Genomic DNA, 22,273 nt, shown 5'->3' on the forward strand with positions numbered 1-22,273 from the left:
AGGCATCGCAGTTACCGTCGGGTCGCTTTCACTGCCCCCCATCAGTGCCCGTACTGCCTCCCCAAGCAGTACTCCAGTGAGGAGTGACCCGTGCGACGCACACCCCTGGCCCTCGCCGCCTCGGCCGCCCTCGTGGCCGGGGCGGCCCTCGGGCTCGCGCCCGCCGCCCAGGCCGGAGAGACCGCCGGCACCGGCATCCGCTTCGTCGACATCGTCGGGGAGGGCGGCACCGTCCTGAAGGCGAACGTCGTGACCCCCGCCGGGTCCACCGACACCACCCTCCACCCCCTGATCGTGCTGCCCACGAGCTGGGCCATGCCCCAGGTCGAGTACCTCGTCCAGGCCAAACTGCTCGCCGACTCGGGCTACATCGTGGTGAGTTACAACTCCCGCGGCTTCTGGCAGTCCGGCGGCGAGATCGAGACCGCGGGACCCAAGGACATCGCCGACGCCTCCAAGGTGATCGACTGGGCCCTGGCCAACACCGCGGCAGACCCCGCCCACATCGGCATGGCGGGCGTCTCGTACGGCGCCGGGATCAGCCTGCTCGCCGCCGCCCAGGACCCGCGGATCAAGGCCGTCGCCGCGCTCAGCGGCTGGGCGGACCTCATCGAGTCCATCTACAGCGGCCGCACCCAGCACGTCCAGGCCGCCGCCCTGCTCGGTGGCGCCGGATACCTCACCGGCCGCCCCGGTCCCGAACTCAAGCAGATCCTGGGCGACTTCCTCTCCTCCAACCTGGACAAGGAGGAGGACATGATCGCCTGGGGCCGCAAGCGCTCCCCCGTCGAGCAGCTGGACCGGATCAACGCCAACGGCGCCGCGATCATGCTCGGCAACGCCTGGGGCGACACCATCTTCCCGCCCAACCAGTACGCGAGCTTCTTCGAGAAGCTCACCGGACCCAAGCGGCTGGAGTTCCGCCCCGGCGACCACGCCACCGCCGAGGCCACCGGCCTGTTCGGGCTGCCCAACGACACCTGGACCAGCGCCCACCGCTGGTTCGACCGCTACCTGAAGGGCGTCGACAACGGCGTCGACCGCGAGCAGCCCGTCCAGCTCAAGTCCCGTTCCACCGGCGGATACGAGGGATACCCCGACTGGAAGTCCGTCCACGCCGACCAGCGGAAGTTCGACCTGGGCGGTACGCAGCGGGTCTGGGCGAACATCGACTCCGGCGCCAACGGCGGCATCACCCTGCTCACCAACGCCCTGGACCAGTTCCTCCGCACCCCGCCCGTCGTCTCCGTCCCGCTCCTCCCCCGCGCCTTCGCCGGCGTCTGGCAGTCGGAGCGGTACGACACCCCGCAGCGGGTGCGCGGCACCGTGAAGGTGCACACCACCGTCACCTCCACCGAGTCGAGCGGCACCCTCGTCGCGTACCTCTACGACGTGGGCCCGCTCGGCGTCGGCAAGCTCGTCAGCAACGCCCCGTACACCTTCCACGACCGGACCCCGGGCAAGGCGTTCGGCGTCGATCTGGAGCTGTTCTCCACGGCGTACGACGTCCCGGCGGGGCACCGGCTCGCTCTGGTCGTCGACACCGTCGACCCGCTCTACATCGAGCACAACCCGACCGGCGCGCAGCTGACCTTCTCCTCCCCCTCGGCCGACCCGTCGTACGTGTCGGTACCGCTGCGGAAGGAGTGATCACCGGCTGCTGCCGGGCGGGTGCGGCCCTCGCTCGCTACTGCGGTCCCGGCAGCAGCGTCTCTGGTTCGGCCGGGTCGACGTCCACGGCCTTCGTCTTCGGGCTGCGGCGCTCTCTGCGGGCCACCCAGGTGGCGAACCAGGAGAGCAGCATGCACATCCCGATGTAGATCGGTGAGATCACCAGGACGACCGGGATGAACGGCAGGTCGTAGTCCAGGTTGGAGGCGATCAGTTTGCCCGCGTGGAGGAACTCCTCGTAGGTGATGAGGAATCCGAGCGAGGTGTCCTTGAGGGCGACCACCAGCTGGCTGATGATGGCGGGGAGCATCGCGCGGACGGCCTGCGGCACCAGGACGTAGGTCATCACCTGCGTCTTGCGCATGCCGAGGGCGTACGCGGCCTCGCCCTGGCCTCGTGCCACGGAGTGGATGCCGGTGCGGAAGACCTCCGCGAGGACGGAGCCGTTGTAGAGGGTCAGTCCTGCGACCAGCGCGGGCAGGGCCTGCACCTTGAGTGCCACGAAGATGAAGAAGATCATCACGAGGACGGGCATGGCGCGGAAGAACTCGACGAGCAGGGTCGAGACCCAGCGGAGCGCCCGGTGGTCGGAGAGGCGACCGGTGGCGAGCACCGCGCCGAGGGCGAGCGACAGCACCGAGGCGTAGGCGAAGGCCTTGAGGGTGTTGCCGAGTCCTTCGAGCAGCAGCTCCTGGATGCCCTTGTAGAGGAAGGGCGACCACTTGGTGGAGGTGAACTGGTCGTTGTCGAAGAGCAGATAGAGGATCCAGCCGGCCAGCGCGAGGATCAGGACGGTGGACGCGACGCCGTAGAGGAGGTGGCGCCGCCGGGCGTGCGGCCCGGGGATGTCGTAGAGGGCGGTGGAATCGGTCATCGGGCGACTCCCCAGCGCTTCTCGAGGACGTTGAAGAGGGCGCTGATGGTGAGGGTGATGAGGAGGTATCCGACGGCGATCCAGACGAAGGTCCAGACGATGTTGTAGCCCAGCTCGCTCAAGGTCTTGTAGGTGCCGAGGAGTTCGGTGACGCTGAACGCTCCGGCGATGGCCGAGTTCTTGGCGAGGGCGATCAGGGTGGAGCCGATCGGCGGGATGACCGTACGGAAGGCCTGGGGCAGGACGACCGTGCCGAGCGACTGCGTGAAGCTCATCCCCAGACTGCGGGCGGCCTCGCCCTGGCCGCGCGGCACCGTGTTGATGCCGGAGCGCAGCACCTCGCAGATGAAGGCCGAGGTGTAGCAGCCGAGCGCGAGGACCGCGAACAGCTTGAAGGGCAGCACGAGTCCGAACCGGGGCAGGCCCAGCATGACTGCGAAGAAGAGCAGGGTCAGCGGGGTGTTGCGCAGGACGGTGACCCAGACCGTGCCGAAGACCCGGAAGGACCCCACGGGCGCGACCCGGAACGAGGCCATCAGGAAGCCCAGGACGAGGGCCAGCGCCGAGGCGTAGACGGTGAGTTCGACGGTTCCGAGGAATCCCTCGGCGTAGGTCGAGAAGTTGTCGGTCAGGACGTCCATGTCGGGAGGCTCCTCTCGTCAGCTCGCCGGGTAGCGGTCGATGGGGGGCGGTGTCGGGGCGGGGACCCCGGAGAGGCCGAGGGTGGCGTCGTAGGCCTTCTTCCAGTCGCCGTTCTTCTCGTGGGCGGCGAGGGCGTCGTCGAGGGCGAAGCGCAGGGCGTTGTCACCGCGCGGGACGCCGATGCCGTACGGCTCCTTCGAGAACGGTGTGCCGACGACCTTGAGTTCGTCGGGGACCTTGGCGGCGTAGCCGAGGAGAATCGTGTCGTCGGTGGTCACCGCGTCGACCTGGTAGGTCAGCAGGTTGTCGACACAGGCCGAGTACGTGTCGTAGGCGACGAGTTCGGCCTTCGGATAGTCCTTCTCGATGCGTTGGTACGGGGTGGAGCCTGCGGCCGAGCAGACCCGCTTGCCCGCCAGGTCCTGAGGGCCCTTGATGTCGTTCTCGTCGGCGCGGACCAGGAGGGACTGGCCGGCCATGTAGTAGGGCCCGGCGAAGCCGACGAGCTTCTTGCGGTTGTCGTTGATGGTGTAGGTGCCGACGTAGTAGTCGATCTGGCCGTTCTGCAGGGCGGTCTCGCGGTTGGCCGAGGCGATCGTGCGGAACTCGATGCCGGCCGGGTCGAAGCCGAGGGAGGCCGCCATCATCTTGGCGATCTCGATGTCGAAGCCGGAGTAGCGGCCGGTGGCCGGGTCCTTCTCGCCCATGTACGGCTGGTCCTCCTTGACGCCGACGACGAGGTGGCCGCGCTTCTTCGCCCGGTTCCAGGTCGGGGAGTCCGGCAGCGTGAAGTCCGACTGGACCTGGTAGACGGGGAGTTGGTCGGGCTGGGGGCCCTTGACGGGCGGACTGCCCTCCCTGCCGCAGGCGACGAGCACGGCCGTCAGGGCGAGCAGCACGGCGAGCACGGCCGGGACGCGGTGCGGGCGGTGCGTACGCAGCATGGTTCCCACCCCGCTCAGTGCTTGAGGATCTTGGACAGGAAGTCCTTGGCGCGCTCGCTGCGCGGGGCGGTGAAGAAGTCCTCCGGAGCGCGGTCCTCGACGATCCTCCCGTCGGCCATGAAGACGACCCGGTTGGCGGCGGAACGGGCGAAGCCCATTTCGTGCGTGACGACCACCATCGTCATTCCCTCGTGGGCGAGTTGCTGCATGACCTCCAGGACCTCGTTGATCATCTCGGGGTCGAGGGCCGAGGTCGGCTCGTCGAAGAGGAGCGCCTTGGGGTCCATGGCGAGGGCCCGGGCGATGGCCACGCGCTGCTGCTGGCCGCCGGAGAGCTGGGCGGGGTACTTGTCGGCGTGCGCGGCGAGTCCGACCCGGTCGAGGAGTGCGCGGGAACGCCGGTCGGCCTCCTCCTTCTTGCGCTTGCGGACCTTGATCTGCGCGAGGGAGACGTTGGCGAGGACCGTCTTGTGCGCGAAGAGGTTGAAGGACTGGAAGACCATGCCGACCTCGGCGCGCAGCCGGGCGAGCGCCTTGCCCTCCTCGGGGAGGGGATGTCCGTCGATGACGATCTCGCCCGACTCCACGGTCTCCAGGCGGTTCATCGCCCGGCAGAGGGTGGACTTGCCCGATCCGGACGGGCCGATGACGACGACCACCTCCCCGCGGCCGACGGTGAGATCGATGGACTGGAGGACGTGCAACGTGCCGTAGTGCTTGTTGACGCCACGCAGTTCGATCAGCGGATCGACGACGGCCATACGCTGCCCTGCCCCATTTCTCAGCGGTGTCGAGTCAGCGCAAACTATCCACCAGAAAAGGGACTTCACGCCCGACACGCATGAAACCGCAATAAGCCGTATTTACTGCGGAAGGGTGGCGTCAGCGGGGGTGCGGGACCGCCCCGAGCGGGGCGGCGGACTCAGTACTCGGCGGCCTCGGCGTACATCTGGGAGAGCTCCGGCGAGCCCGTCACCGCCCAGTCGAGACCGGCCTCGACGACCTGGATCTCCCGGCCGGAGGCGAGCCGCACCACGGGGCCGCCGCCGGGCCGGACCTGCCAGCGCGCGCCGGGCACGTTCCGCACGATCACGGTGCCGAGGTAGAGCCCGGCGTCGTTCCCGATCCAGGGCAGCTCCTCCGGATCGTCGCGCCAGCGGGGCGGCAGCTGGTCGAGTTCCTGGAGGGAACGCGGGGTGTCGTCGAGCGCCACCCCGGACTGCACGACACGGGCACGCAGCAGCTCGCACTCGGCGAGCAGTTCGGCCACACCGTCGGGGTCACGGTCGAAGGCCGCGGCCAGCGGGGACTCCGTCGACTCGGGTGCCTGCCGCTTGCGCCAGTTGTCCAGGAATGGAATGTTCATCCGAACAGCCTCGCACCGTCACCTCCCCGTCGACCACCCGGCGCGCGGAGATCGTTCCGCCGCCGGGTGGGGCCGGCGTCCGCTACACGTCGAGGTCGACCACGACGGGCGCGTGGTCCGACGCGCCCTTGCCCTTGCGCTCCTCGCGGTCCACGTAGCTGTCGGTGACGGCCTCCGCGAAGGGCTTGTTGCCGTAGACCAGGTCGATGCGCATGCCGCGGTTCTTCGGGAAGCAGAGCTGGCGGTAGTCCCAGTACGTGAAGGGGTGGTCGTACTTGAGGGGGCGCGGGACCACGTCGGCCAGACCGGTCTCACGGAGGCCGGCGAGCGCGGCCCGCTCGGGATCCGTCACGTGCGTCAGGCCCTCGAAGGCCGCCCGGTCCCAGACGTCGTCGTCGGTCGGCGCGATGTTGTAGTCGCCGAGGACCGCGAAAGGCCGGTCCCCCGCCGCGTCCTCCGCGACGGCCGCCTTCAGGGCCTCCAGCCAGCGCAGCTTGTAGGCGTAGTGCTCGTGCTCGACCTCCCGGCCGTTCGGCACGTACACCGACCAGACGCGGACCGGGCCGCAGGTCGCCGAGATCGCCCGGGGCTCCTCGGCCCCGTCGTACTCCGGGCCACCGGGCAGGCCCGTGACCACGTCCGCGAGGCCGACTCGGGAGACCAGGGCCACGCCGTTCCACCGGCCCGTGGCGTTGACCACGGACTCGTATCCGAGGGCGCGCAGCTCCTCGGTGGGGAACTGCTCGGCGGTGCACTTGGTCTCCTGGATGCACAGCACGTCCGTGCCGCTGCTCTCCAGCCAGGCGAGGAGTCGGGGCAGCCGGGCGGTGATCGAATTGACGTTCCAGGTGGCGATGCGCATGTGCGCAAGCCTACGTGCGGGGTCCGACAATCGACGCCATGCCGGGCTGGGGCGGCCCCGGCCGCCCGGCGGACGGGCTCCAGAGCTCGGTGGAGGGGCTCAGAGCTCGGCGGACGGGCTCAGAAGCTCGGCGGACGGGTCAGAGCTCGGTGGAGGCGCCGGGGTCGAGCCGCTGGTGGTCGGTGCCGCCGAGCGCGCCGATCTGGCGGTCGTAGATGGGCCGGGCGAGGTCGGTGAGCAGGGCGTCGTGGATGTCGTACGCCCGGCGCGGTCCGACCTCGCGCACGTAGTCGATGACCTCGGAGATCTTGTTCCACGGGGCCATGACGGGCAGCAGCAGCGTGTCCACGGGGTGGTCGGGCACGGTGAGCGCGTCGCCCGGGTGGAAGACGGCGCCGCCGTCGACGAGGTACCCGACGTTGGTGACGCGCGGGATGTCGGGGTGGATCACGGCGTGCAGCTCGCCGTGCACCTGGACGTCGAACCCGGCGGCGGTGAACGTGTCGCCGTGGCCGACGGTGTGCACACGGCCCGGGAAGGCCGCCGAGAGCCGGTCGGCGACGCTGCGCAGCGTCCAGATCTCGGCGGCCGGGTTGGTTTCGAGGGCGGCCCGCAGGTGACCCTCGTCGAAGTGGTCGGGGTGCTCGTGCGTCACGAGCAGGGCGTCGGCCCCGAGGACCGCGTCCTCCTCGGTGAACATGCCGGGGTCGAGGACGAGCGTCCGCCCGTCCTTCTCCAGCCGCACGCACGCGTGGGACTTCTTCGTGAGCTTCACGGGGCCAGGCTACGCCGGGGGCGTCGTCTCCTCCTCGACGACCCGGGCGATCACCCGCAGGGCGGTCTCGGCGGCCGGGAAGCCGCAGTACACGCCCGCGTGGAGCACGATCTCGCGGAGTTCCTCGGCGGACAGGCCGTTGCGGAGGGCCGCCCGGGTGTGGTCCGCGAGGGCCTCCCGGTGGCCTCCGGCGATGAGGGCCGTGAGGGTGACGACGCTCCGGGTGCGCCGGTCGAGACCGTCCCGGCTCCAGACCTCGCCCCAGGCGTACCGGGTGACGAGGTCCTGGAAGGCTCCGTCGGCGTCCCGGGCGAGCGCCTGGTCCACATGGGCGTCGCCGAGGACCTCGCGCCGCAGCCCGAGCCCCTTCTCGTACGGGTCGGGCCGGCCCGCCTCGGCGGGTTCGACGTCCGGGACCGGCTCGGCCGCGGGCGCCGCCGGGGCCGCGGGCAGCGGCGGCACGGTCAGGGTGCCGCTGGTGTCCGGGGCGGTGCCGGCGAAGTGCTCGATGAGCAGGTCGGTGACGGCGGCGGGCTGCTCGACGGGAGCCAGGTGCGAGGCGCCGGGGACGACGGCGAGCCGGGCGTCGGCGATCCCCGCCACCAGGGTGCGGGCCTCGGCGGGGCCGGTGACCTGGTCCTCCGAGCCGACGAGGACGAGCGCCGGGATGGCGATCCGGTCGAGGGCCTCCCGCACGTCGAAGACGGCGAGGGCCTCGCACGCGGCGATGTAGCACGCGGGGTCGGTCGTCCGGACCATCTGCACGGCCCAGTCCACGATCGCGGGCTGCGCGCCGGCGAACACCGAGGTGAACCACTGCTCGGGCGCGGTGCGGGCCATCGGCTCCAGACCGTTGGCGCGGACGATGACGCCGCGCTGGCGGAACTCGTCGGCGCTGCCGAACCGGGGCGAGGTGGCGACCAGCGCGAGGGAGGCCACCCGGTGGGGGGCGCGCAGGGCCAGATCGAGGCCGACGGCCCCGCCGAGGGAACAGCCCGCGTACCCGAAGCGCTGGACGCCGATCGAGTCGAGGGTGGCGAGGAGCCGGTCGCCGAGCTCGGCGACGGAGGTGAAGGGTTCGGCGGGTGCCCCGCCGTGCCCGGGGAGGTCGAAGCGGACGACCCGCCAGTCCCGGGTGAGCTCCGGTATCTGCCGGTCCCACATGTGCCATGTGGTGCCCAGCGAGGGGCCCAGGACGAGGACGGGAGCCTCTTCCCGCCCGTCGACGCGGTATTGCAGGGTGTTCGGTGATGTCTCGCTCACCCGCTAGACCCTCTCATCTCTCACGGCCGCCTCTTCGACCGGGGGCACGGCTGTCACGGCTGCGCCCCGTCCGACCGGGTCAGCCGATGATGGCGACCGGGGCGTCCCAGGCGTTGCGGTCGACGGTGATGGTGTGGCCGCCGCGGGTCTCCCTGCTGTTGGCCTTGTACTGGTGGCCGCGGCTGTGGTCGGTGTACAGCTTCGGGTCCCAGGGCCAGTCCTTGGTGGTGGTCTCCTGGCCGTTCCACAGGGCGTACCAGAGGTTCCCCGGCAGGTCCGTGCGGTTCTCGGCGGTGGCGATCGCCTTGGCGCCGGAGCTGCTGAAGCCGTAGAGGCCGGCGCGGTACGTCTTGGCGCGCAGGGTCTTGGTGAAGGAGCGCACGTAGGTCAGGGTGGCGTCGTTGCAGGCCTTGTCGGCGATGTCGTACGACTCCATGTTGAGGTAGATCGGGCTGCCGGCTTTCATGCCGAGCGCCGACGCCTTGGCGATGGCGTCGGCGGCGTTGCTCACGCCGACCGAGGCGGCCGTGGCGGCGGTGAACCTCTCCTTGTTCCCGCTCTTCTGGCAGGGCGGCTGGGCCCCGACGTAGAGCGGGATGACGCGCCAGCCGAGGGTGTCCATCGACTTCACCCAGGACTTCGTCAGGTTGGGCTGGGCGCAGCCACGGTTCCTGCCGCCGACGTAGACGGCGACGCCGCCGTAGTACGCGTCCTTCTTCCACGCCTTCATCGCGGTGAGCGAGGGCGCCGTACAGGCGTCGAACGCCCGGCCCGTGTAGGTCTTCTGCGCCGGCCACGCGGGGGCCGCCATCGAGGTCTGCGCCGCGACGCCGGCGCCGGCCACGACGACGGCGCCCGTCGCCGCCCACGCGGTGTAGCGACCTCTTCTGGACAACCGGTGCTTCGGCATTCCCCACCCCACGCGACTTCTGGCTCTGGCCCCCTGGCGCGGTTCACCCTATAGCCCGCTTCGCGGGCGGTGAGCAGGTGTGACGCGTGGTCCGATCGACCGGACGGCACTATCGGCTGATAATGGGATCTATGCGCCAGAAAACCGCAGGGAAGCCGCATGGGCCCTCGACCTTGACGGTCAAGGGGCGGGACATGCGTGTGCGCACCATCGGCTTCGTGATTCTCGCCGCCCTGGCCATCTGGTTCATCGCGGCCAACACCGGTTCGATCACCATCAGGCTCTGGATCCCGACGGTCACCCTTCCGCTGTGGATCGTCCTCACCCTCACCCTCCTCGTGGGCATCGTCCTCGGCCTGCTCATCGCCCGGCGGCGCGCGCAGCGCTGAGCCGCGCGCAGCGCTGAACCGCACGCAAGCGTCACCGATCCGGCTCCGGCCCTGGCTCCGACCCCTGCTCCTGCTCCGGCTCCGGCTCCGACGAGGGGGGCGTCCTCCCGTCCGTCGCCCCGACCGGTGCGTAGGTCCTCGGCCCGAGGTGGTGGCTCAGGGGCGGCTCCTGGGCCAGCACCGCCCCGATGGTGAACGCGAACGTGATCCCCGCGCACACCACGATCAGCCAGGACAGCATCGTGAGGACGAGGCCGAGGGAGCCGTACTCCCCGAGCGCCTTGTTGAGCGCGGCGGGCATGTACAGCCGGGCCGTCAGGGCCAGGGCGCTCGTCGTCGCGGCCGCCAGGATCGCGCCGGGGAGCAGCGGCAGCCACGGAACGCGCTTGGCCAGCAGCAGGTGCTGCGTCCACATCCAGATGCCCACGCTCACGAGGAAGAACACCGGCACCCCGAGCCACAGGCCCGCGCCGAAACCGTCCCGCAGCGGGCCCTGCACGAGGACCACCAGGAGCAGCGCGAGCAGCCACACCACCCACCGCCAGGCCGCGACCCGCGTCTTGGCCTTGGGCAGGGCCCAGGCCCGCTCGCAGACCCGGGCCATGGCCCGGCTGAAGCTGGTGGCGGAGGCCAGCGCGATGACCAGGCCGACCGCCCCGGTCGTCTCCCGCAGCTCTTCGTCGGCGGAGTCGCCCAGGACCTGCTGAAGCTCGACGTCCGAGCGCCCGGTCAGCCCGAACATGGCGCGCAGGGAGTCCCGCAGCTGGTCGCGCACGGAGGCCGGGGCGAACGCCGCGACGGCGAACAGGAGCGGTACGGCGGCCAGGAAGGCCTGGGCCGCGAGCCGGGTCCCCGCGTCCAGCAGGCTCCCGCCCAGCAACCGGCTCGCGATCTCGGTCAGGACGGGCAGCCGCTCCTCCGCCCTCGCGCGCAGGTGCCGGGACCGGGCCGCCCAGCGCCCCATCCGGCCTCCTCCGGGCATCCGACCGCCCTACGTCCGGACGGACGCTTCCTCGTCGGCGTCCGCAGGCTCCGCCGCGAGGAACCCGACCACCGCGAAGGCGAACAGCAGGGCCAGCGCGAGGCCGACGACGACCCATGCGGTGGGGTGGTCCCAGAGGACGTACACGAGGATGGCCAGGGCCACCAGGATCCAGGTGATCCACGTCCGGTACCGGCGGACGAAGGGGCCGACCGGGCCCGTCCGCAGACCGGCCCGGTCCGCCGCGGTACGGGTGGCGTCGATGCCGGAGTTCCACATCCGGCGGGTGACGACGGCGGGGCGGCTGGGGCCGGTGAGCCAGGCGGCGAGGGCGACCACCAGGCCGAGGGTCACCACCATGCGGACCGTGGTGCGCAGGAAGTGGATCAGCGCGTCGTACACGGACCCGGCGGCGGGCTGGGAGACGGTGTCGGGCAGCGCGTTGAGGTAGACCGTACGGAACACGGTCAGCGCGATGCCGAGGACCAGGGCCGCGACGGCGACACCGATCGCCGAGGCGATCACGGTGCGACGGCGATGGGTGGACAGCAGGACCCCCGCGACCACCAGCAGCACCGCGAGCACCGGCAGCCACAGCCCCATCACCTGGAGCAGACGGAATCCGGTCTTGACCTTGCCGATGTCCTCGGACTTGACGACCGTGAAGTCGGTGTGGATCTCCGGGATCTTGCCGGCCACGGTGAGTCCCGAGTCGACCAGCCGCTCCTTGACCCGTTCGATCACGGGCGCGAGGTCGACCGTCACGGTGTCGTTGTTGATCTGTACGGCTCCGTCGCCGCTGCCCGTCAGGGCGCGGACGACGGAGGTGTGGACGGCCCGGTTGGCATCGGTCCAGACCGTCTCGAAGGCGTCCGACGCGACGACGTCCTGAGCCTTGTCGTGGACGAAGCTGCTGACCGCGCTCTCCAGCGAGCCGCCGAGCTTCCCCAGCGCCTTGGCGAGCAGCGGCCGCTGCTCGGGCGCGACCCCCTCCAGGAGGTCCTCCAGGTCGATGTGCTCCATCACCGCACCGGTGACCCGGTTGGCGACCGCCGCCTGCACGTCCGCGTCGGAGGCGAGCGGGGCCACCGTGGAGACGTACCGGTCGGTGTCTCCGACGATGTCGGAGGTCCACGCGGCGACGATGCCCAGCGGAACGAGGAGGCATCCGATCACGATGAGCACGGCGGCCAGGAACGAGCGGCCGCGATGGCGGGGAGCGGGCCGGGCGGCCGCCTCCCCCTCCAGCGCGGCGACCCGCGCGCGCAGCGCGGCCAGTTCGTCCTGCTTCTCGTCGTCCGGCACGGGTGCCTCCTCGCGGTGTGCGCCCAGCCAATCCCGCGCGCACGGTGAGGGCCAGACAGGACGGGACGAACGGGTGAGGGCACGGTCACCCGCGACGGCCCGGCTGTTCAGGGCTCCTGTCCGCCGCCCACGTACCGAAGCGCGCCCACCGTCACTCGGGACGGTGGGCGCGCCTCGTCGTTGCCCGGTCGGTGATCAGCGGTGATCAGCGGTCATGGGCCGTGATCAGGCGATGATCAGGCGATGCCGGTGCGGCTGGCGCCGCGGAGGCACGAGCCGTAGCCCGAGTCGCCGTAGCCCTGGTCGCCGTACCCCTCATCTCCGTATCCCTCGTCGCCGTAGCCCCCGTCCTCGCAGTGGTCGTCGGCTCGGCTGTTGTCCAGCCGGGCCATCACGACCTTGTGGCCGTCGTCGATGACGTAGGGGCCCGTGACCGGGTCGGTGGGCAGGACGTAGCCGTCCGGGACGGCGGTCTCCCTCAGGTAGTAGGAGCCGTTCTCCAGCTCGCCGAAGGAGCAGAGCCCCGTCACATCGGTGGTGCAGGGAGTCCCGACGCGGGTGTCGGGGTCGGCGCCGCCCGTCTGCAGGCCGGTGATCCCGTTGGTCTCCTCCCACAGCTCGAAGGTCGCGCCCCTCAGCGGCAGGCCGCTGTCCGCGTCGGCCTTGAGCAGCCGGACCGAGCCGGTGCCGGGCGGAACCGGTGTACGGCTGTTGGTCGCGGTGACGGACACGCCCGCCTCCGCGTTCGCCTCGGTCAGCACCAGCGGTCCGAACACGGCGGGCGACGGCAGGTCGTACCCGTCAGGGGCAGCCGTCTCCTGCCAGTAGTACGTCCCCGTCTCCACCGTCCGCTCGCACACACCGTCCGCACCCGTCGTGCAGAGCTCGCCGAGCACGGTGTCCGGGTTCGTTCCGCTCGTCTGGAGACCCGACTCGCCGTTCGTCTCCTCCCACAGCCGGAAGGTGGCACCCGGGAGCGCCGCACCGGTGGCCGCGTCCGTCTTCAGGACCCGCACCTCGCCCGTGACCGTGCTGGTCCCGTCGCAGTTCGGAAGGTCGCCGTTGAACGGGCAGGCGTGGAACTCCTGGCCGCCGCCGCCCGATGCCGCGCTGGTGTGGGTGAGGGAACCCGTGGTGAAGAAGCGGCCGTTGATGCCGGGCAGGGTGACGGTCGTGGTCGACGCCTGGTTGCCGATGAGGAAGCTGCCCTGGAACTGGCCGGTGCCGGCGAGGTCCACCGTGGCGGCGTCCGGGAAGTTCCACAGCAAGCGTTCGCGGTAGGAGTTGAGCGGGTCGGTGTCGTCGTCGATGCCGCCGCTGTAGGTGGTGAGCTTCCGGGCGCCGCCCACGACGTTGACGAGGACCGTCGCGGTGTCGGGGATGTTCGCGAACACGATCCCCTCCTGGCCTCCGGTCGGGCCCTGCATGTCGAAGTCGACGTTGAACACCTGGAGTTGCGAGGTCCCGTCACCGGTGAAGAGCGTCCGGCCGCCCTGGTGCTCGGCCGTGCCGGTGGGTGTCCTCGGTCGGCCGTCGACGCGGGCGTAGCACTGACTCGCGGCGGTGAGCCGGTCACGCAGTCCGGCGTACGGCACGACGGCGTTCGCGTCCTCGACCGACGTGCCGGTGACGGTTCCCGAGACCGGGCCCGCGTGGCGGACGATGCCCTGCTCCGTCAGGAGGCCGCCCCTCGTGTCGAGGGTCTGGCCCGCGGCGATGGTGACGCCTCCGCCGGTGGTGAGGAAGTCCGACCCGTCGGGCGGAGGGACCCGGGATCCGACGCCGACGATGCCGAGGTTGTACGTGCCGCCGGCGGCCGCGTCCTTGTTCTGGTCGAAGTCGTCCAGGACCACGACCCGCCCCTCGGCCTCGGCCGCCCGGCCCCGGACGAGGAAGTCGTTCCCGACGAAGATGTTGATCGCGTCGTCGCGTCCCGCGATGTCGCCGTTGTCGATCTCGGGGAACTCGTCCGGGCAGTCCCCGGGAACGCAGGGACCGAGACCTCCGGGCAGGGGAGCCGCGAGCGCGACGGACGCGCTCGGGCCGAGCATGAGCGCGGGGACCGCGACGAGGGACACGGCATACGCGAGCCCGATGGCGCCGGTACGTCTCCGAGGGCGCGCCGGGCGCCGTTGAGTATCGGATGTCATGCCGCGAGTGTCCGTTCCCCCTGGTCGGAGCACCACGCACGGCCTCCGGGGTTGATCCGGTCGGGGACGGCACTCACTGCGGGGCATGAACGGCGCCTGCCGAATGGAGCAGAGGGACGACGGACCGTGACCAGGAATGCCTCTCCGAGCCGGGCCGGCGGGCGGCCCCGCTCCCCGCGCCGGGCCGGCGGGCGGCCTCCCCTTCCGGATGTCACCGGCTGACGTACGGCAGCAGGGCCATCTCCCGGGCGTTCTTGACGGCCGCGGCGAGCTGCCGCTGCTGCTGGGCGGTGACCCGGGTGACGCGGCGGCTGCGGATCTTGCCGCGGTCCGAGACGAACTTCCGGAGCAGGTCGGTGTCCTTGTAGTCGATGTACGTGATCTCGGCGGCGTCCAGCGGGTTGGGCCGGGACTTCAGGGGCTTGCGGGGTTCCTGGCGGCGGGCCATGGGGGTGTCCTTCCGGGTCGGGTGGTGCGTGGGTCAGGCGGCGTCGAGGAGGGAGTCGAAGGCGGCGGGCAGGTGCCTCCAGCCGTCCGGCCCTGACGCGTACTCCTCGTCCGTGAGCAGGCAGGACTCGAGGAGCCGTTCCAGTCCTTCGCGGTCGAGCCCCGGCGAGGTGAAGACGAGGTGCTGGCAGCAGTCGCCGTGCTCGGGGTGCCAGTCCAGGGCTGCCGCGGCCCGGCGCATCGGCGGGACCAAGTCCCAGGCGGCGTCCGGCAGGGAGGCGAGCCACGGGCCGGCGCTCTCGACGCACAGCGCCCCGCCCGCGGCGTCCCAGGCCAGCAGGGTGTCGGGGCGGTCGGCCAGCCAGAAACGGCCGCGGCTGCGCGCGGCGGCGCAGCACAGGTCCTCCAGTGCCGCGTACAGACGTTCGGGGTGGAAGGGGCGTCGGCGGTGCCAGACGAGCGTGGTGACACCGGCGTCGTCCGCGTCCTGCGGCAGCAGCGCGCACGCGGGGTGCTGCGCCGCCGCGGCGGCCTCGACGTCGAAACCGGAGAAGGCCGCGAAGGCGGCCTCGGCCAGCTCGCCCGAGTCGGCCGCCACACGGCGGGCGGTGGGGTGAAGCTGGGCAAGCAGCGCACGGTCCTCGTCGTCGGCGCGCTCCGTGTCGACGAGCGCGAGGACGGGCGCGTACTCCAGCTGACGGGCGAAGGTGTCTCCGACGGTGCGCCGGTCGGTGGGGGCGGCGGCCAGGCCGACGTCGGCCAGGTCGTCGCCGTTGCCGAGATACGGGAGTACGAGAGCCGGGTCCACCGCCGTGATCACGTTGGTGAGGGTGAGGCCGTCCCCGGCATGGGCGGCGACGACCTCGGCCATCGTCTTCGGCTCGACGGAGTCCCACAGTTCGACCACGGCGAGCCGGGTCAGCCCGGCGTCGGCCAGCCGTTCCAGCTCCGGTACGAGGTCCTCGCGCAGCGCGCAGCACGCGCAGTCGTCGACCAGGGGCGTCCCGTCCTCGGACAGGAGCCCGCTCGCGTCGCGGACGAGGCGGCGCACCGTGCCGTCCGGTGCGCCCGTCAGGTCGTGGTGGAGGGCGACGCTGCCGGGGACGGCCCGCAGGAGGCGGTCGACGACCTCCTTGCGGGCGTCCGAGTGGATCCCGGCGACGATCACGACGGGCAGCCGGGGATCCCGCGCCATCAGCGGGCCCCGTAGCGGCGCTCGAAGCGCTCGACGCGGCCGGCGGTGTCCATCACACGGGCGGTGCCGGTGTAGAAGGGGTGGCTCACCGACGAGATCTCGACGTCGACGACCGGGTACGTCTGCCCGTCCTCCCACTCGATCGTCTTCTCGCTGGTCAGGGTGGAGCGCGTGAGGAACGCGGAGCCGGAGGCGGTGTCGCGGAAGACGACGGGGCCGTAGGCGGGGTGGATGCCGGGCTTCATGGCAGGACCTTTCTTCTGTGCGGCGCTTCTGGGGGCTCTGCTGCTGAGCTCATCCGCTGAGCTCTGCTGTGCGGCTCTTACGGCCCGGAGCCGCCGCATGCGGCTCCGGGCGGTCGTGTGCGACGGGGAGTGCTCAGCGCTCTTCGCGGAAGTCGACGTGACGGCGGGCCATCGGGTCGTACTTGCGCAGCACCAGCCGGTCGGGGTCGTTCCGACGGTTCTTGCGGGTGACGTAGGTGAAGCCGGTGCCCGCGGTGGAGCGCAGCTTGATGACGGGGCGGAGTTCGTTGCGTGCCATGAGGCTAGTATATGGCAACGGTTTTCATTTCCAATAAGCGATGGCCGACGACGGCCACAGAGAGAGGCAGGTAACACCCATGTCCGCCCACTGCCAGCTGACCGGAGCCAAGCCCGGCTTCGGCAACGCGATCTCCCACTCCCACCGGCGCACCCCGCGCCGCTTCGACCCGAACATCCAGCACAAGCGCTACCGGCTGCCCAGCGAGGGCCGCACCGTCCGGCTGACCCTGAGCGCGCGGGCGATCAGGACGGTGGACTCGATCGGCATCGAGGCGGCCGTGGCCCGGATCCGGGCGCGCGGAGGGAAGGTCTGATGGCGAAGCGGAGCAAGATCGCGCGGAACGAGAGGCGCAGGGAGGTCGTCGAGCGGTACGCCGCGAGGCGGTCCGAGTTGACGGAGATCCTCCGTCGCCCGTCGTCGACCGCGGAGCAGCGACGTGCCGCGCGGGAGGAACTCGACCGGCAGCCGCGCGACGCCAGCGCCACCCGGGTCCGCAACCGCGACAGCGTCGACGGCCGGCCTCGCGGCTACCTGCGGAGGTTCGGGCTCTCCCGCGTCCGCACCCGGCAGCAGGCGCACGCGGGCTTCCTTCCCGGCGTCACCAAGTCCTCCTGGTAGTCCTCCAGGAGACCTGAAAGGGCTCTGACCTGGCACGACGCAAGCGCCGTGGACCGATGTGAGCCCCCGGACGGCCCCCCGAGCGGTGTGCGGCGAAAAAAACTTCCGCCAGATCTGAATCCTCTTGGGGGGTCGCCGTCTCTTATGTGTGTACCGGCCGAACGCGCCGGCGGAACAACAGGAGGAACACCATGGTCACGGCCCTCGTAGTCATCGGAGTCCTGCTCGTGGGCGCGTGCAGCTGGCACCTCATGCGGCGCTACAAGAGCCGAAGCTGACGAGTGCCTGCGCGCGTGGCGCCCGCCGGGTATGAGTTGCACATGAACCAACGTTTCTCCTGGCCGGACGAGCGGCTGATCAAGGCTGCTCAGGACGGCGACGTCACGTCGCTCACCACCGTCGTCATGGAATCGCAGCCCCATGTGCGCAAGTTCGCCAAGTCGCTGTGCGCCTCGCCCCAGGACGCCGAGGACGCCGCGCAGGAGGCGCTGATCATCCTCTACCGGAAGATCGGCACCCTGCGGGCCACCGGCGCGCTCGCCTCGTGGATGTTCCGGATCGTGCGCAACGAATGCCTCCGGCAGGTGCGGTTCCTCGTCCATCGCAACGACGAGCCGCCGGTCGAGCCGGAGGCGTCCGCGGAGCCGTCCGCCGAGGAAGCGGTGCTGCACAGGCTGGAAGTGGAGCGGATCGCGGCCGCGGTGGGCGCACTCCCCCGCGACCAGCGGCAGGTCCTGATCATGCGGGACATCCAGGGCCTGCCCGGCAGGGCCGTCGCTCATTCCCTCGGTCTGAGCAACGCCGCGATGAAGTCCCGGCTGCACCGAGCGCGCGCGACGGTACGTCAGTCACTGGAAGCGATCGACCAAGCACCCGAACAGGCCACCGACCAGGCGGCTTGATCGAGCCATCGACCACCCCGTCGGAGGAGAGTCACGACCGTGAACATCGTGAAGCCCGCGCAGGGCGACCAGATCCGGGTCACCACGAAGGCCCCGGCGAACGACATGAACTTCGCCAGCAAGTCCGTTCCGCGCCACCTGGCGCGCGGCCTCATCGGCTTCGGGCTGATCATCGGCTCGATCGCCATGGTGCCCGTCGCCGGTCCGGCCACGCTGCTCGCGGCCCCGCTCGCCCTGATCGCCTTCCGTGGCTGCCCCACCTGCTGGATGGTCGGCCTGGCACAGACGATCTCGCGCGGTCGGCTGGAGCGCCAGTGCGTGGACGGCGTCTGCACCCTCACCAAGGCGGACCCGGCGGTGAAGACCGCGGACGAGCCGGCCGCCGACAGAGACATCCCGGCCGCTTCCCGGTGACTGGTCCGCACTTTCGGCCCGGCTGATTCTCACCCCTGTCGACCGATCAGGGTGAGGCCACCGGGCCGGAAGGCATGGGCCGCCGGAAGGCCCGTCGTTCTCCGACGGAATAAGCCGTCCGCGGCGAGAGAGCGCGTGCTGCACAAGTACGCGCTGTTTCCGCGTGGTTAACTGCGCGGCTACGCGAGATAGGCCCTCGATGCCGGTCCCCCCGTTTACCGGCATATTGATTCTTGGACCGACTCGCGCACCCTTGCCATTGGTTTACGGAGCGCCGACTCGATGCTAGGGTCCGAATCGAGATTGACTCAGGCTGGGCCGCCGAGTCGGCCGTGCCGTTGATCGTGCTTCACGGGGGGAGCAGGAAAACCATGATCCGCCATGCCCAAATCCAGGCGGCAGCAACGCCATCAGACAGCGCGGTACGAGGCCCTTCAGGCGGTGCGGCGGAAAAGCGCGTGCCGACGGTCCAGGATGGACCGTCGCAGCAGGTACCGGGCGATATCGACGACCGGACGGTCGCCGTCGTCGGGCTTTCCTGCCGCTTTCCCGGCGGGGCGAATCCCGCCGAATTCTGGGATCTTCTCAGGAACGGCCGAGATGCCATAGCGGAGCCGCCCGCTGATCGCGCACACCTTGCCTCCTTAGCCGACGGCTCGCCTCGTCCCGGTGGTTTCCTGCCCAGGGTCGACACCTTCGATGCCGAGTTCTTCGGCATTTCCCCGCGTGAAGCAGCCGCGATGGACCCGCAGCAGCGACTCGTCCTCGAACTCGCCTGGGAGGCGCTCGAGGACTCCGGCATCGTTCCGGCCACCCTCGCCGACACCGCCACCGGCGTCTTCATGGGCGCGATCGCCGACGACTACACGGCCGTCACGCACGCGGCCGGACCCGACGCGACCTCCGCGCACACCGTGACCGGGCTGCACCGGGGCATCATCGCCAACCGCGTCTCGTACGCCCTCGGGCTTCGGGGCCCCAGCATGGTGGTCGACACCGCGCAGTCGTCCGCGCTGGTCGCGGTGCATCTGGCCTGCGAGAGCCTGCGCCGCGGCGAGTCCGTCGTGGCCCTCGCCGGCGGCGTCAATCTCAACCTCGCGCCGGAGAGCACCCACGCCCTGGCCGCCTTCGGAAGCCTCTCGCCCGACGGGCGATGTTACGCACTCGACGCCCGGGCGAACGGTTACGTCCGGGGCGAGGGCGGCGGCGTGGTGGCGCTGAAGCTCCTCAGCCGGGCCCTGGCCGACGGGGATCGCATCCACTGCGTGCTGCACGGTGGGGCCGTCGGCAGCGACGGCGCGAGCGACACCCTTCCCACTCCGAACGGAAAAGCCCAGGAACGCGTCATACGCGATGCCTGGGACAATGCGCGAATACCGCTGGAACAAGCACAGTACGTAGAAATACACGGATCGGGCACCCGGGTCGGCGACCCCATCGAAGCATCTGCTCTGGGCGCTGTTTTCGCCTCGTTCCGCTCTTCGGACAATCCCCTCCGGCTCGGGTCCGTCAAGACCAATATCGGCCACCTCGAAGGCGCGTCAGGCATCGCAGGGCTTGTCAAGACGATTCTCTGCCTCGCCGAACGGGAACTCGTCCCGACTCTCCACTTCGAGACCCCGAATCCGCAGATTCCTTTCGCCGATCTCCGGCTCACCGCCGCCACCGAAACCGGACCCTGGCCGCATCCCGACGGACCGCTCGTCGCCGGTGTGACGTCGGTCGGAATGGGCGGAACCAACTGCCACCTGGTGCTCGGATCATGGCCGAAGGACGCCGCCTCCGCCGCCGAGACCAAGCCGGACCAGCCGCATCGGCGGGACGATTCGGATGGTCCCGAATCCCTCGCCTGGGTACTGTCCGGGCGCGGCGACAAGGCACTGCGCGCCCAAGCCGCCCGCTTACGGGAATTCCTCGCCGCCCGGGATTTCGATTCCGCCGAGATCGCCCGGGCTCTCGCCCACGACCGGACCACCTTCAGCCACCGGGCCGTCCTGGTCGGCGCCGACCGGAACGACCTGCTGGCCGCACTGGACGCTGTCGCCGACGCCGGCGTCGACCGGCGCGCCGTGCAGGGCAGCAGCCACCAGGCCGTCCGCGAGGCCGTGTTCGTCTTCCCCGGCCAGGGCTCGCAGTGGGCCGGCATGGCCGCCGAACTCCTCGACAGCGCCCCCGTCTTCGCCGAGGTCGTCGAGGACTGCGAGCGCGCGCTGCGCCCCTACCGCGACTGGGCGCTGACCGATGTGCTGCGCGGCCGCGCCGGCGCGCCGGCCCTCGACCGTGACGACGTCGTGCAGCCCGCACTGTGGGCCGTGATGGTCGGCCTGGCCGCGCTGTGGCGCGCGGCGGGCGTCGAACCGGCGGCGGTCGTCGGCCACTCGCAGGGCGAGATCGCCGCCGCCACCGTCAGCGGCGCCCTCTCCCTGGACGACGCGGCCCGACTCGTCGCCGTACGCAGCGCCGCCCTCGGCGCGCTGGCCGGACGCGGCGGCGGGATGCTCACCGTGTCGCTGCCCGCCGACCAGGTGCGCGAAGACCTCGCGGCGCACCCGGGGTTGAGCGTGGCCGCCGTCAACTCGCCCGGCATGACCGTGGTTGCCGGTGACGGGGACGCCCTCGACGCGCTGGCCGCCGGGTACGGCGAGGACGTCCGTACCCGCCGGGTGCCGGTCGCGTACGCCTCGCACAGCCCGCACGTCGACGCCGTACGCGACACGCTTCCGGCGGAGCTGGCCGGTATCGCACCGCGCACCGGGAGCGTGCCGCTGCACTCGACCGTGACCGCCACAGCGCTCGACGGGTCCGAGCTGGACGTCGACTACTGGTACCGCAACCTGCGGGAGCCCGTGCAGTTCGAGCCCGCCGTACGCGCGCTGCTCGACGCGGGGCACGAGCTGTTCATCGAGATGAGCCCGCATCCCGTGCTCGCGCTCGCCGTCCAGCAGACCGCGGAGGCGGCGGACCTGCCGGTCGCCGCGCTGGGCACCCTGCGCCGCGACGAGGGCGGCCCGCAGCGGCTGCTGCTCGCGTTCGGCGAGGCGTTCTGCCACGGCGCGCCCATGGACTGGTCCGCCGTCCTGCCCGCGGGCGACACGCGCGCCGAGCTGCCGACGTACGCCTTCCAGCGGCGCCGCCACTGGATCGCCGGGCCGTCCGACACCGCCCGCGCGCTGCCGTCGGCCGGCACCGCGCCGACGCGGACGGCTTCCGTCCGGGCATCGGAGCTCCCGGAAGGCATCGAGGACGCGCAGGACGCCGAGCCGGCCCGCTCGCTGACCGGCCCGGCCGCCCTGGAGCTGGTGCGGGCGCACACCGCCGCCGTGCTCCGCTACGACTCCGCCGCCGAGATCGAGCCGCGGCGGACGTTCAAGGAGCTGGGCATCGACTCGGTGATGGTCGTCGAGCTGCGCAACCGGCTCGTCGCCGCCACCGGGCGCAAGCTCCCCACGACCGTGGTGTACGACCACCCCAGCCCCGCCGCCCTGGCGGCGGTGCTGGCCGACGGCCGGCAGGACACGGCGGCCCCCGGGGACCGTGCCGACCAGGACGACGATCCGATCGTGATCGTCGGCATGGGCTGCCGCTTCCCGGGCGGAGTGGACTCCCCCGAGGCGCTCTGGCAGGTCGTCGCCCAGCAGCGCGACGTGATCTCGGGGTTCCCCGCCGACCGGGGCTGGGACCTCGACGGTCTCTACCATCCCGACCCCGCCCATGTGGGCACCACCTATGTGCGCGACGGCGGCTTCCTGGAGAACGCCGCGGACTTCGACGCCGAGCTGTTCGGCATTTCGCCGCGTGAGGCGCTGGCGATGGATCCGCAGCAGCGCGCCTTCCTCGAAACGTGCTGGGAGGCCCTGGAGCGGGCCGGCATCGCCCCGGACTCGCTGCGCGGCGCCCAGGCGGGTGTGTTCGCCGGTGTCATGGCCCAGGAGTACGGTCCGCGGCTGGGTGAGGCGGCGGCGGGCGCCGCCGGATTCGGCCTGACGGGCACCACGTCGAGCGTCGCCTCGGGCCGGGT

General features: G+C 71.2%; 23 protein-coding genes. 7 read left to right on the forward strand and 16 right to left on the reverse strand.

Going from position 1 to position 22,273, the window contains the following annotated elements:
- Nucleotides 1-90 precede the first annotated feature (90 nt).
- Nucleotides 91-1,650 carry an alpha/beta fold hydrolase gene (locus ACIP84_RS07280; protein ID WP_401795506.1) on the forward strand — a complete coding sequence of 520 codons (1,560 nt, stop codon included), beginning with the start codon at nucleotides 91-93 and terminating at the stop codon, nucleotides 1,648-1,650.
- A 37-nt stretch (nucleotides 1,651-1,687) separates the two neighbouring features.
- On the opposite strand, the gene ACIP84_RS07285 is transcribed toward ACIP84_RS07280, so the two are convergent.
- The 9 genes from ACIP84_RS07285 to ACIP84_RS07325 all read right to left on the reverse strand — a co-directional run bounded on the left by ACIP84_RS07285 (nucleotide 1,688) and on the right by ACIP84_RS07325 (nucleotide 9,307).
- The gene (locus ACIP84_RS07285) at nucleotides 1,688-2,545 is read right to left on the reverse strand and encodes an amino acid ABC transporter permease (protein ID WP_355965492.1); all 858 of its coding nucleotides are present in this window, start codon (nucleotides 2,543-2,545) and stop codon (nucleotides 1,688-1,690) included.
- Nucleotides 2,542-3,186: an amino acid ABC transporter permease gene (locus tag ACIP84_RS07290; protein ID WP_355965490.1), complete on the reverse strand. Its 645-nt coding sequence runs from the start codon at nucleotides 3,184-3,186 to the stop codon at nucleotides 2,542-2,544. The genes ACIP84_RS07285 and ACIP84_RS07290 overlap by 4 nt, the downstream gene beginning before the upstream one ends.
- Nucleotides 3,187-3,204: 18 nt before the next feature.
- Complete coding sequence (locus tag ACIP84_RS07295; RefSeq protein ID WP_401795509.1) at nucleotides 3,205-4,131, reverse strand: glutamate ABC transporter substrate-binding protein; 927 nt, start codon at nucleotides 4,129-4,131, stop codon at nucleotides 3,205-3,207.
- A 14-nt stretch (nucleotides 4,132-4,145) separates the two neighbouring features.
- Nucleotides 4,146-4,892: an amino acid ABC transporter ATP-binding protein gene (locus ACIP84_RS07300; RefSeq protein ID WP_355965487.1), complete on the reverse strand. Its 747-nt coding sequence runs from the start codon at nucleotides 4,890-4,892 to the stop codon at nucleotides 4,146-4,148.
- A 161-nt stretch (nucleotides 4,893-5,053) separates the two neighbouring features.
- Nucleotides 5,054-5,497 (reverse strand): DUF6278 family protein, encoded by a 444-nt coding sequence (locus ACIP84_RS07305; RefSeq protein WP_355965486.1) that lies wholly within the window; start codon nucleotides 5,495-5,497, stop codon nucleotides 5,054-5,056.
- An 82-nt stretch (nucleotides 5,498-5,579) separates the two neighbouring features.
- Nucleotides 5,580-6,359, reverse strand: coding sequence for an exodeoxyribonuclease III (locus tag ACIP84_RS07310; RefSeq protein WP_355965485.1), 780 nt, complete (start codon nucleotides 6,357-6,359; stop codon nucleotides 5,580-5,582).
- A gap of 139 nt (nucleotides 6,360-6,498) precedes the next feature.
- Nucleotides 6,499-7,134, reverse strand: a complete 636-nt coding sequence (locus ACIP84_RS07315; protein WP_401795514.1) for an MBL fold metallo-hydrolase — start codon at nucleotides 7,132-7,134, stop codon at nucleotides 6,499-6,501.
- Nucleotides 7,135-7,143: 9 nt separating this feature from the next.
- Nucleotides 7,144-8,397, reverse strand: a complete 1,254-nt coding sequence (locus ACIP84_RS07320) for an alpha/beta fold hydrolase (RefSeq protein ID WP_355965483.1) — start codon at nucleotides 8,395-8,397, stop codon at nucleotides 7,144-7,146.
- A 79-nt stretch (nucleotides 8,398-8,476) separates the two neighbouring features.
- A complete protein-coding gene (locus ACIP84_RS07325; RefSeq protein WP_401795517.1) occupies nucleotides 8,477-9,307 on the reverse strand; it encodes a glycoside hydrolase domain-containing protein in 831 nt (276 codons plus the stop codon).
- A gap of 194 nt (nucleotides 9,308-9,501) precedes the next feature.
- On the opposite strand from ACIP84_RS07325, the gene ACIP84_RS07330 reads away from it, so the two are divergent.
- On the forward strand, nucleotides 9,502-9,696 hold the full coding sequence (locus ACIP84_RS07330) for a DUF1049 domain-containing protein (RefSeq protein ID WP_401795520.1): 195 nt from the start codon (nucleotides 9,502-9,504) through the stop codon (nucleotides 9,694-9,696).
- 31 nt (nucleotides 9,697-9,727) lie between these two features.
- Here the strand turns inward: ACIP84_RS07330 and ACIP84_RS07335 are convergent, their stop codons facing one another.
- The 7 genes from ACIP84_RS07335 to rpmG form a co-directional block, all read right to left on the reverse strand.
- Nucleotides 9,728-10,660, reverse strand: coding sequence for a YhjD/YihY/BrkB family envelope integrity protein (locus ACIP84_RS07335; protein WP_401795523.1), 933 nt, complete (start codon nucleotides 10,658-10,660; stop codon nucleotides 9,728-9,730).
- A 27-nt stretch (nucleotides 10,661-10,687) separates the two neighbouring features.
- Complete coding sequence (locus tag ACIP84_RS07340; RefSeq protein ID WP_401795526.1) at nucleotides 10,688-11,983, reverse strand: hypothetical protein; 1,296 nt, start codon at nucleotides 11,981-11,983, stop codon at nucleotides 10,688-10,690.
- A 236-nt stretch (nucleotides 11,984-12,219) separates the two neighbouring features.
- On the reverse strand, nucleotides 12,220-14,133 hold the full coding sequence (locus tag ACIP84_RS07345) for a choice-of-anchor A family protein (protein ID WP_401795528.1): 1,914 nt from the start codon (nucleotides 14,131-14,133) through the stop codon (nucleotides 12,220-12,222).
- Nucleotides 14,134-14,344: 211 nt separating this feature from the next.
- The gene (gene rpsR / locus ACIP84_RS07350) at nucleotides 14,345-14,581 is read right to left on the reverse strand and encodes a 30S ribosomal protein S18 (RefSeq protein WP_355965474.1); all 237 of its coding nucleotides are present in this window, start codon (nucleotides 14,579-14,581) and stop codon (nucleotides 14,345-14,347) included.
- Between the two features lie 33 nt (nucleotides 14,582-14,614).
- Complete coding sequence (locus tag ACIP84_RS07355; protein WP_401795532.1) at nucleotides 14,615-15,775, reverse strand: CobW family GTP-binding protein; 1,161 nt, start codon at nucleotides 15,773-15,775, stop codon at nucleotides 14,615-14,617.
- On the reverse strand, nucleotides 15,775-16,020 hold the full coding sequence (locus ACIP84_RS07360) for a type B 50S ribosomal protein L31 (protein ID WP_229315468.1): 246 nt from the start codon (nucleotides 16,018-16,020) through the stop codon (nucleotides 15,775-15,777). The genes ACIP84_RS07355 and ACIP84_RS07360 overlap by 1 nt, the downstream gene beginning before the upstream one ends.
- Nucleotides 16,021-16,153: 133 nt before the next feature.
- Nucleotides 16,154-16,318 carry a 50S ribosomal protein L33 gene (rpmG, locus tag ACIP84_RS07365; RefSeq protein ID WP_209497550.1) on the reverse strand — a complete coding sequence of 55 codons (165 nt, stop codon included), beginning with the start codon at nucleotides 16,316-16,318 and terminating at the stop codon, nucleotides 16,154-16,156.
- Between the two features lie 79 nt (nucleotides 16,319-16,397).
- Between rpmG and rpmB the strand changes: the two genes are divergently transcribed.
- The 5 genes from rpmB to ACIP84_RS07390 form a co-directional block, all read left to right on the forward strand.
- Nucleotides 16,398-16,634 carry a 50S ribosomal protein L28 gene (gene rpmB, locus ACIP84_RS07370; protein ID WP_401795536.1) on the forward strand — a complete coding sequence of 79 codons (237 nt, stop codon included), beginning with the start codon at nucleotides 16,398-16,400 and terminating at the stop codon, nucleotides 16,632-16,634.
- The gene (gene rpsN / locus ACIP84_RS07375) at nucleotides 16,634-16,939 is read left to right on the forward strand and encodes a 30S ribosomal protein S14 (RefSeq protein ID WP_401795539.1); all 306 of its coding nucleotides are present in this window, start codon (nucleotides 16,634-16,636) and stop codon (nucleotides 16,937-16,939) included. Before rpmB ends, rpsN begins: the two co-directional genes overlap by 1 nt.
- 320 nt (nucleotides 16,940-17,259) lie before the next feature.
- The gene (locus ACIP84_RS07380) at nucleotides 17,260-17,841 is read left to right on the forward strand and encodes an RNA polymerase sigma factor (protein ID WP_401795542.1); all 582 of its coding nucleotides are present in this window, start codon (nucleotides 17,260-17,262) and stop codon (nucleotides 17,839-17,841) included.
- A gap of 39 nt (nucleotides 17,842-17,880) precedes the next feature.
- Complete coding sequence (locus ACIP84_RS07385) at nucleotides 17,881-18,255, forward strand: hypothetical protein (protein WP_401795545.1); 375 nt, start codon at nucleotides 17,881-17,883, stop codon at nucleotides 18,253-18,255.
- Nucleotides 18,256-18,626: 371 nt separating this feature from the next.
- A partial coding sequence (locus ACIP84_RS07390) for a type I polyketide synthase (RefSeq protein ID WP_401795548.1) occupies nucleotides 18,627-22,273 on the forward strand: 3,647 nt, incomplete at its 3' end.

This window comes from Streptomyces sp. NPDC088707 (assembly GCF_044752725.1).
GTDB lineage: Bacteria > Actinomycetota > Actinomycetes > Streptomycetales > Streptomycetaceae > Streptomyces.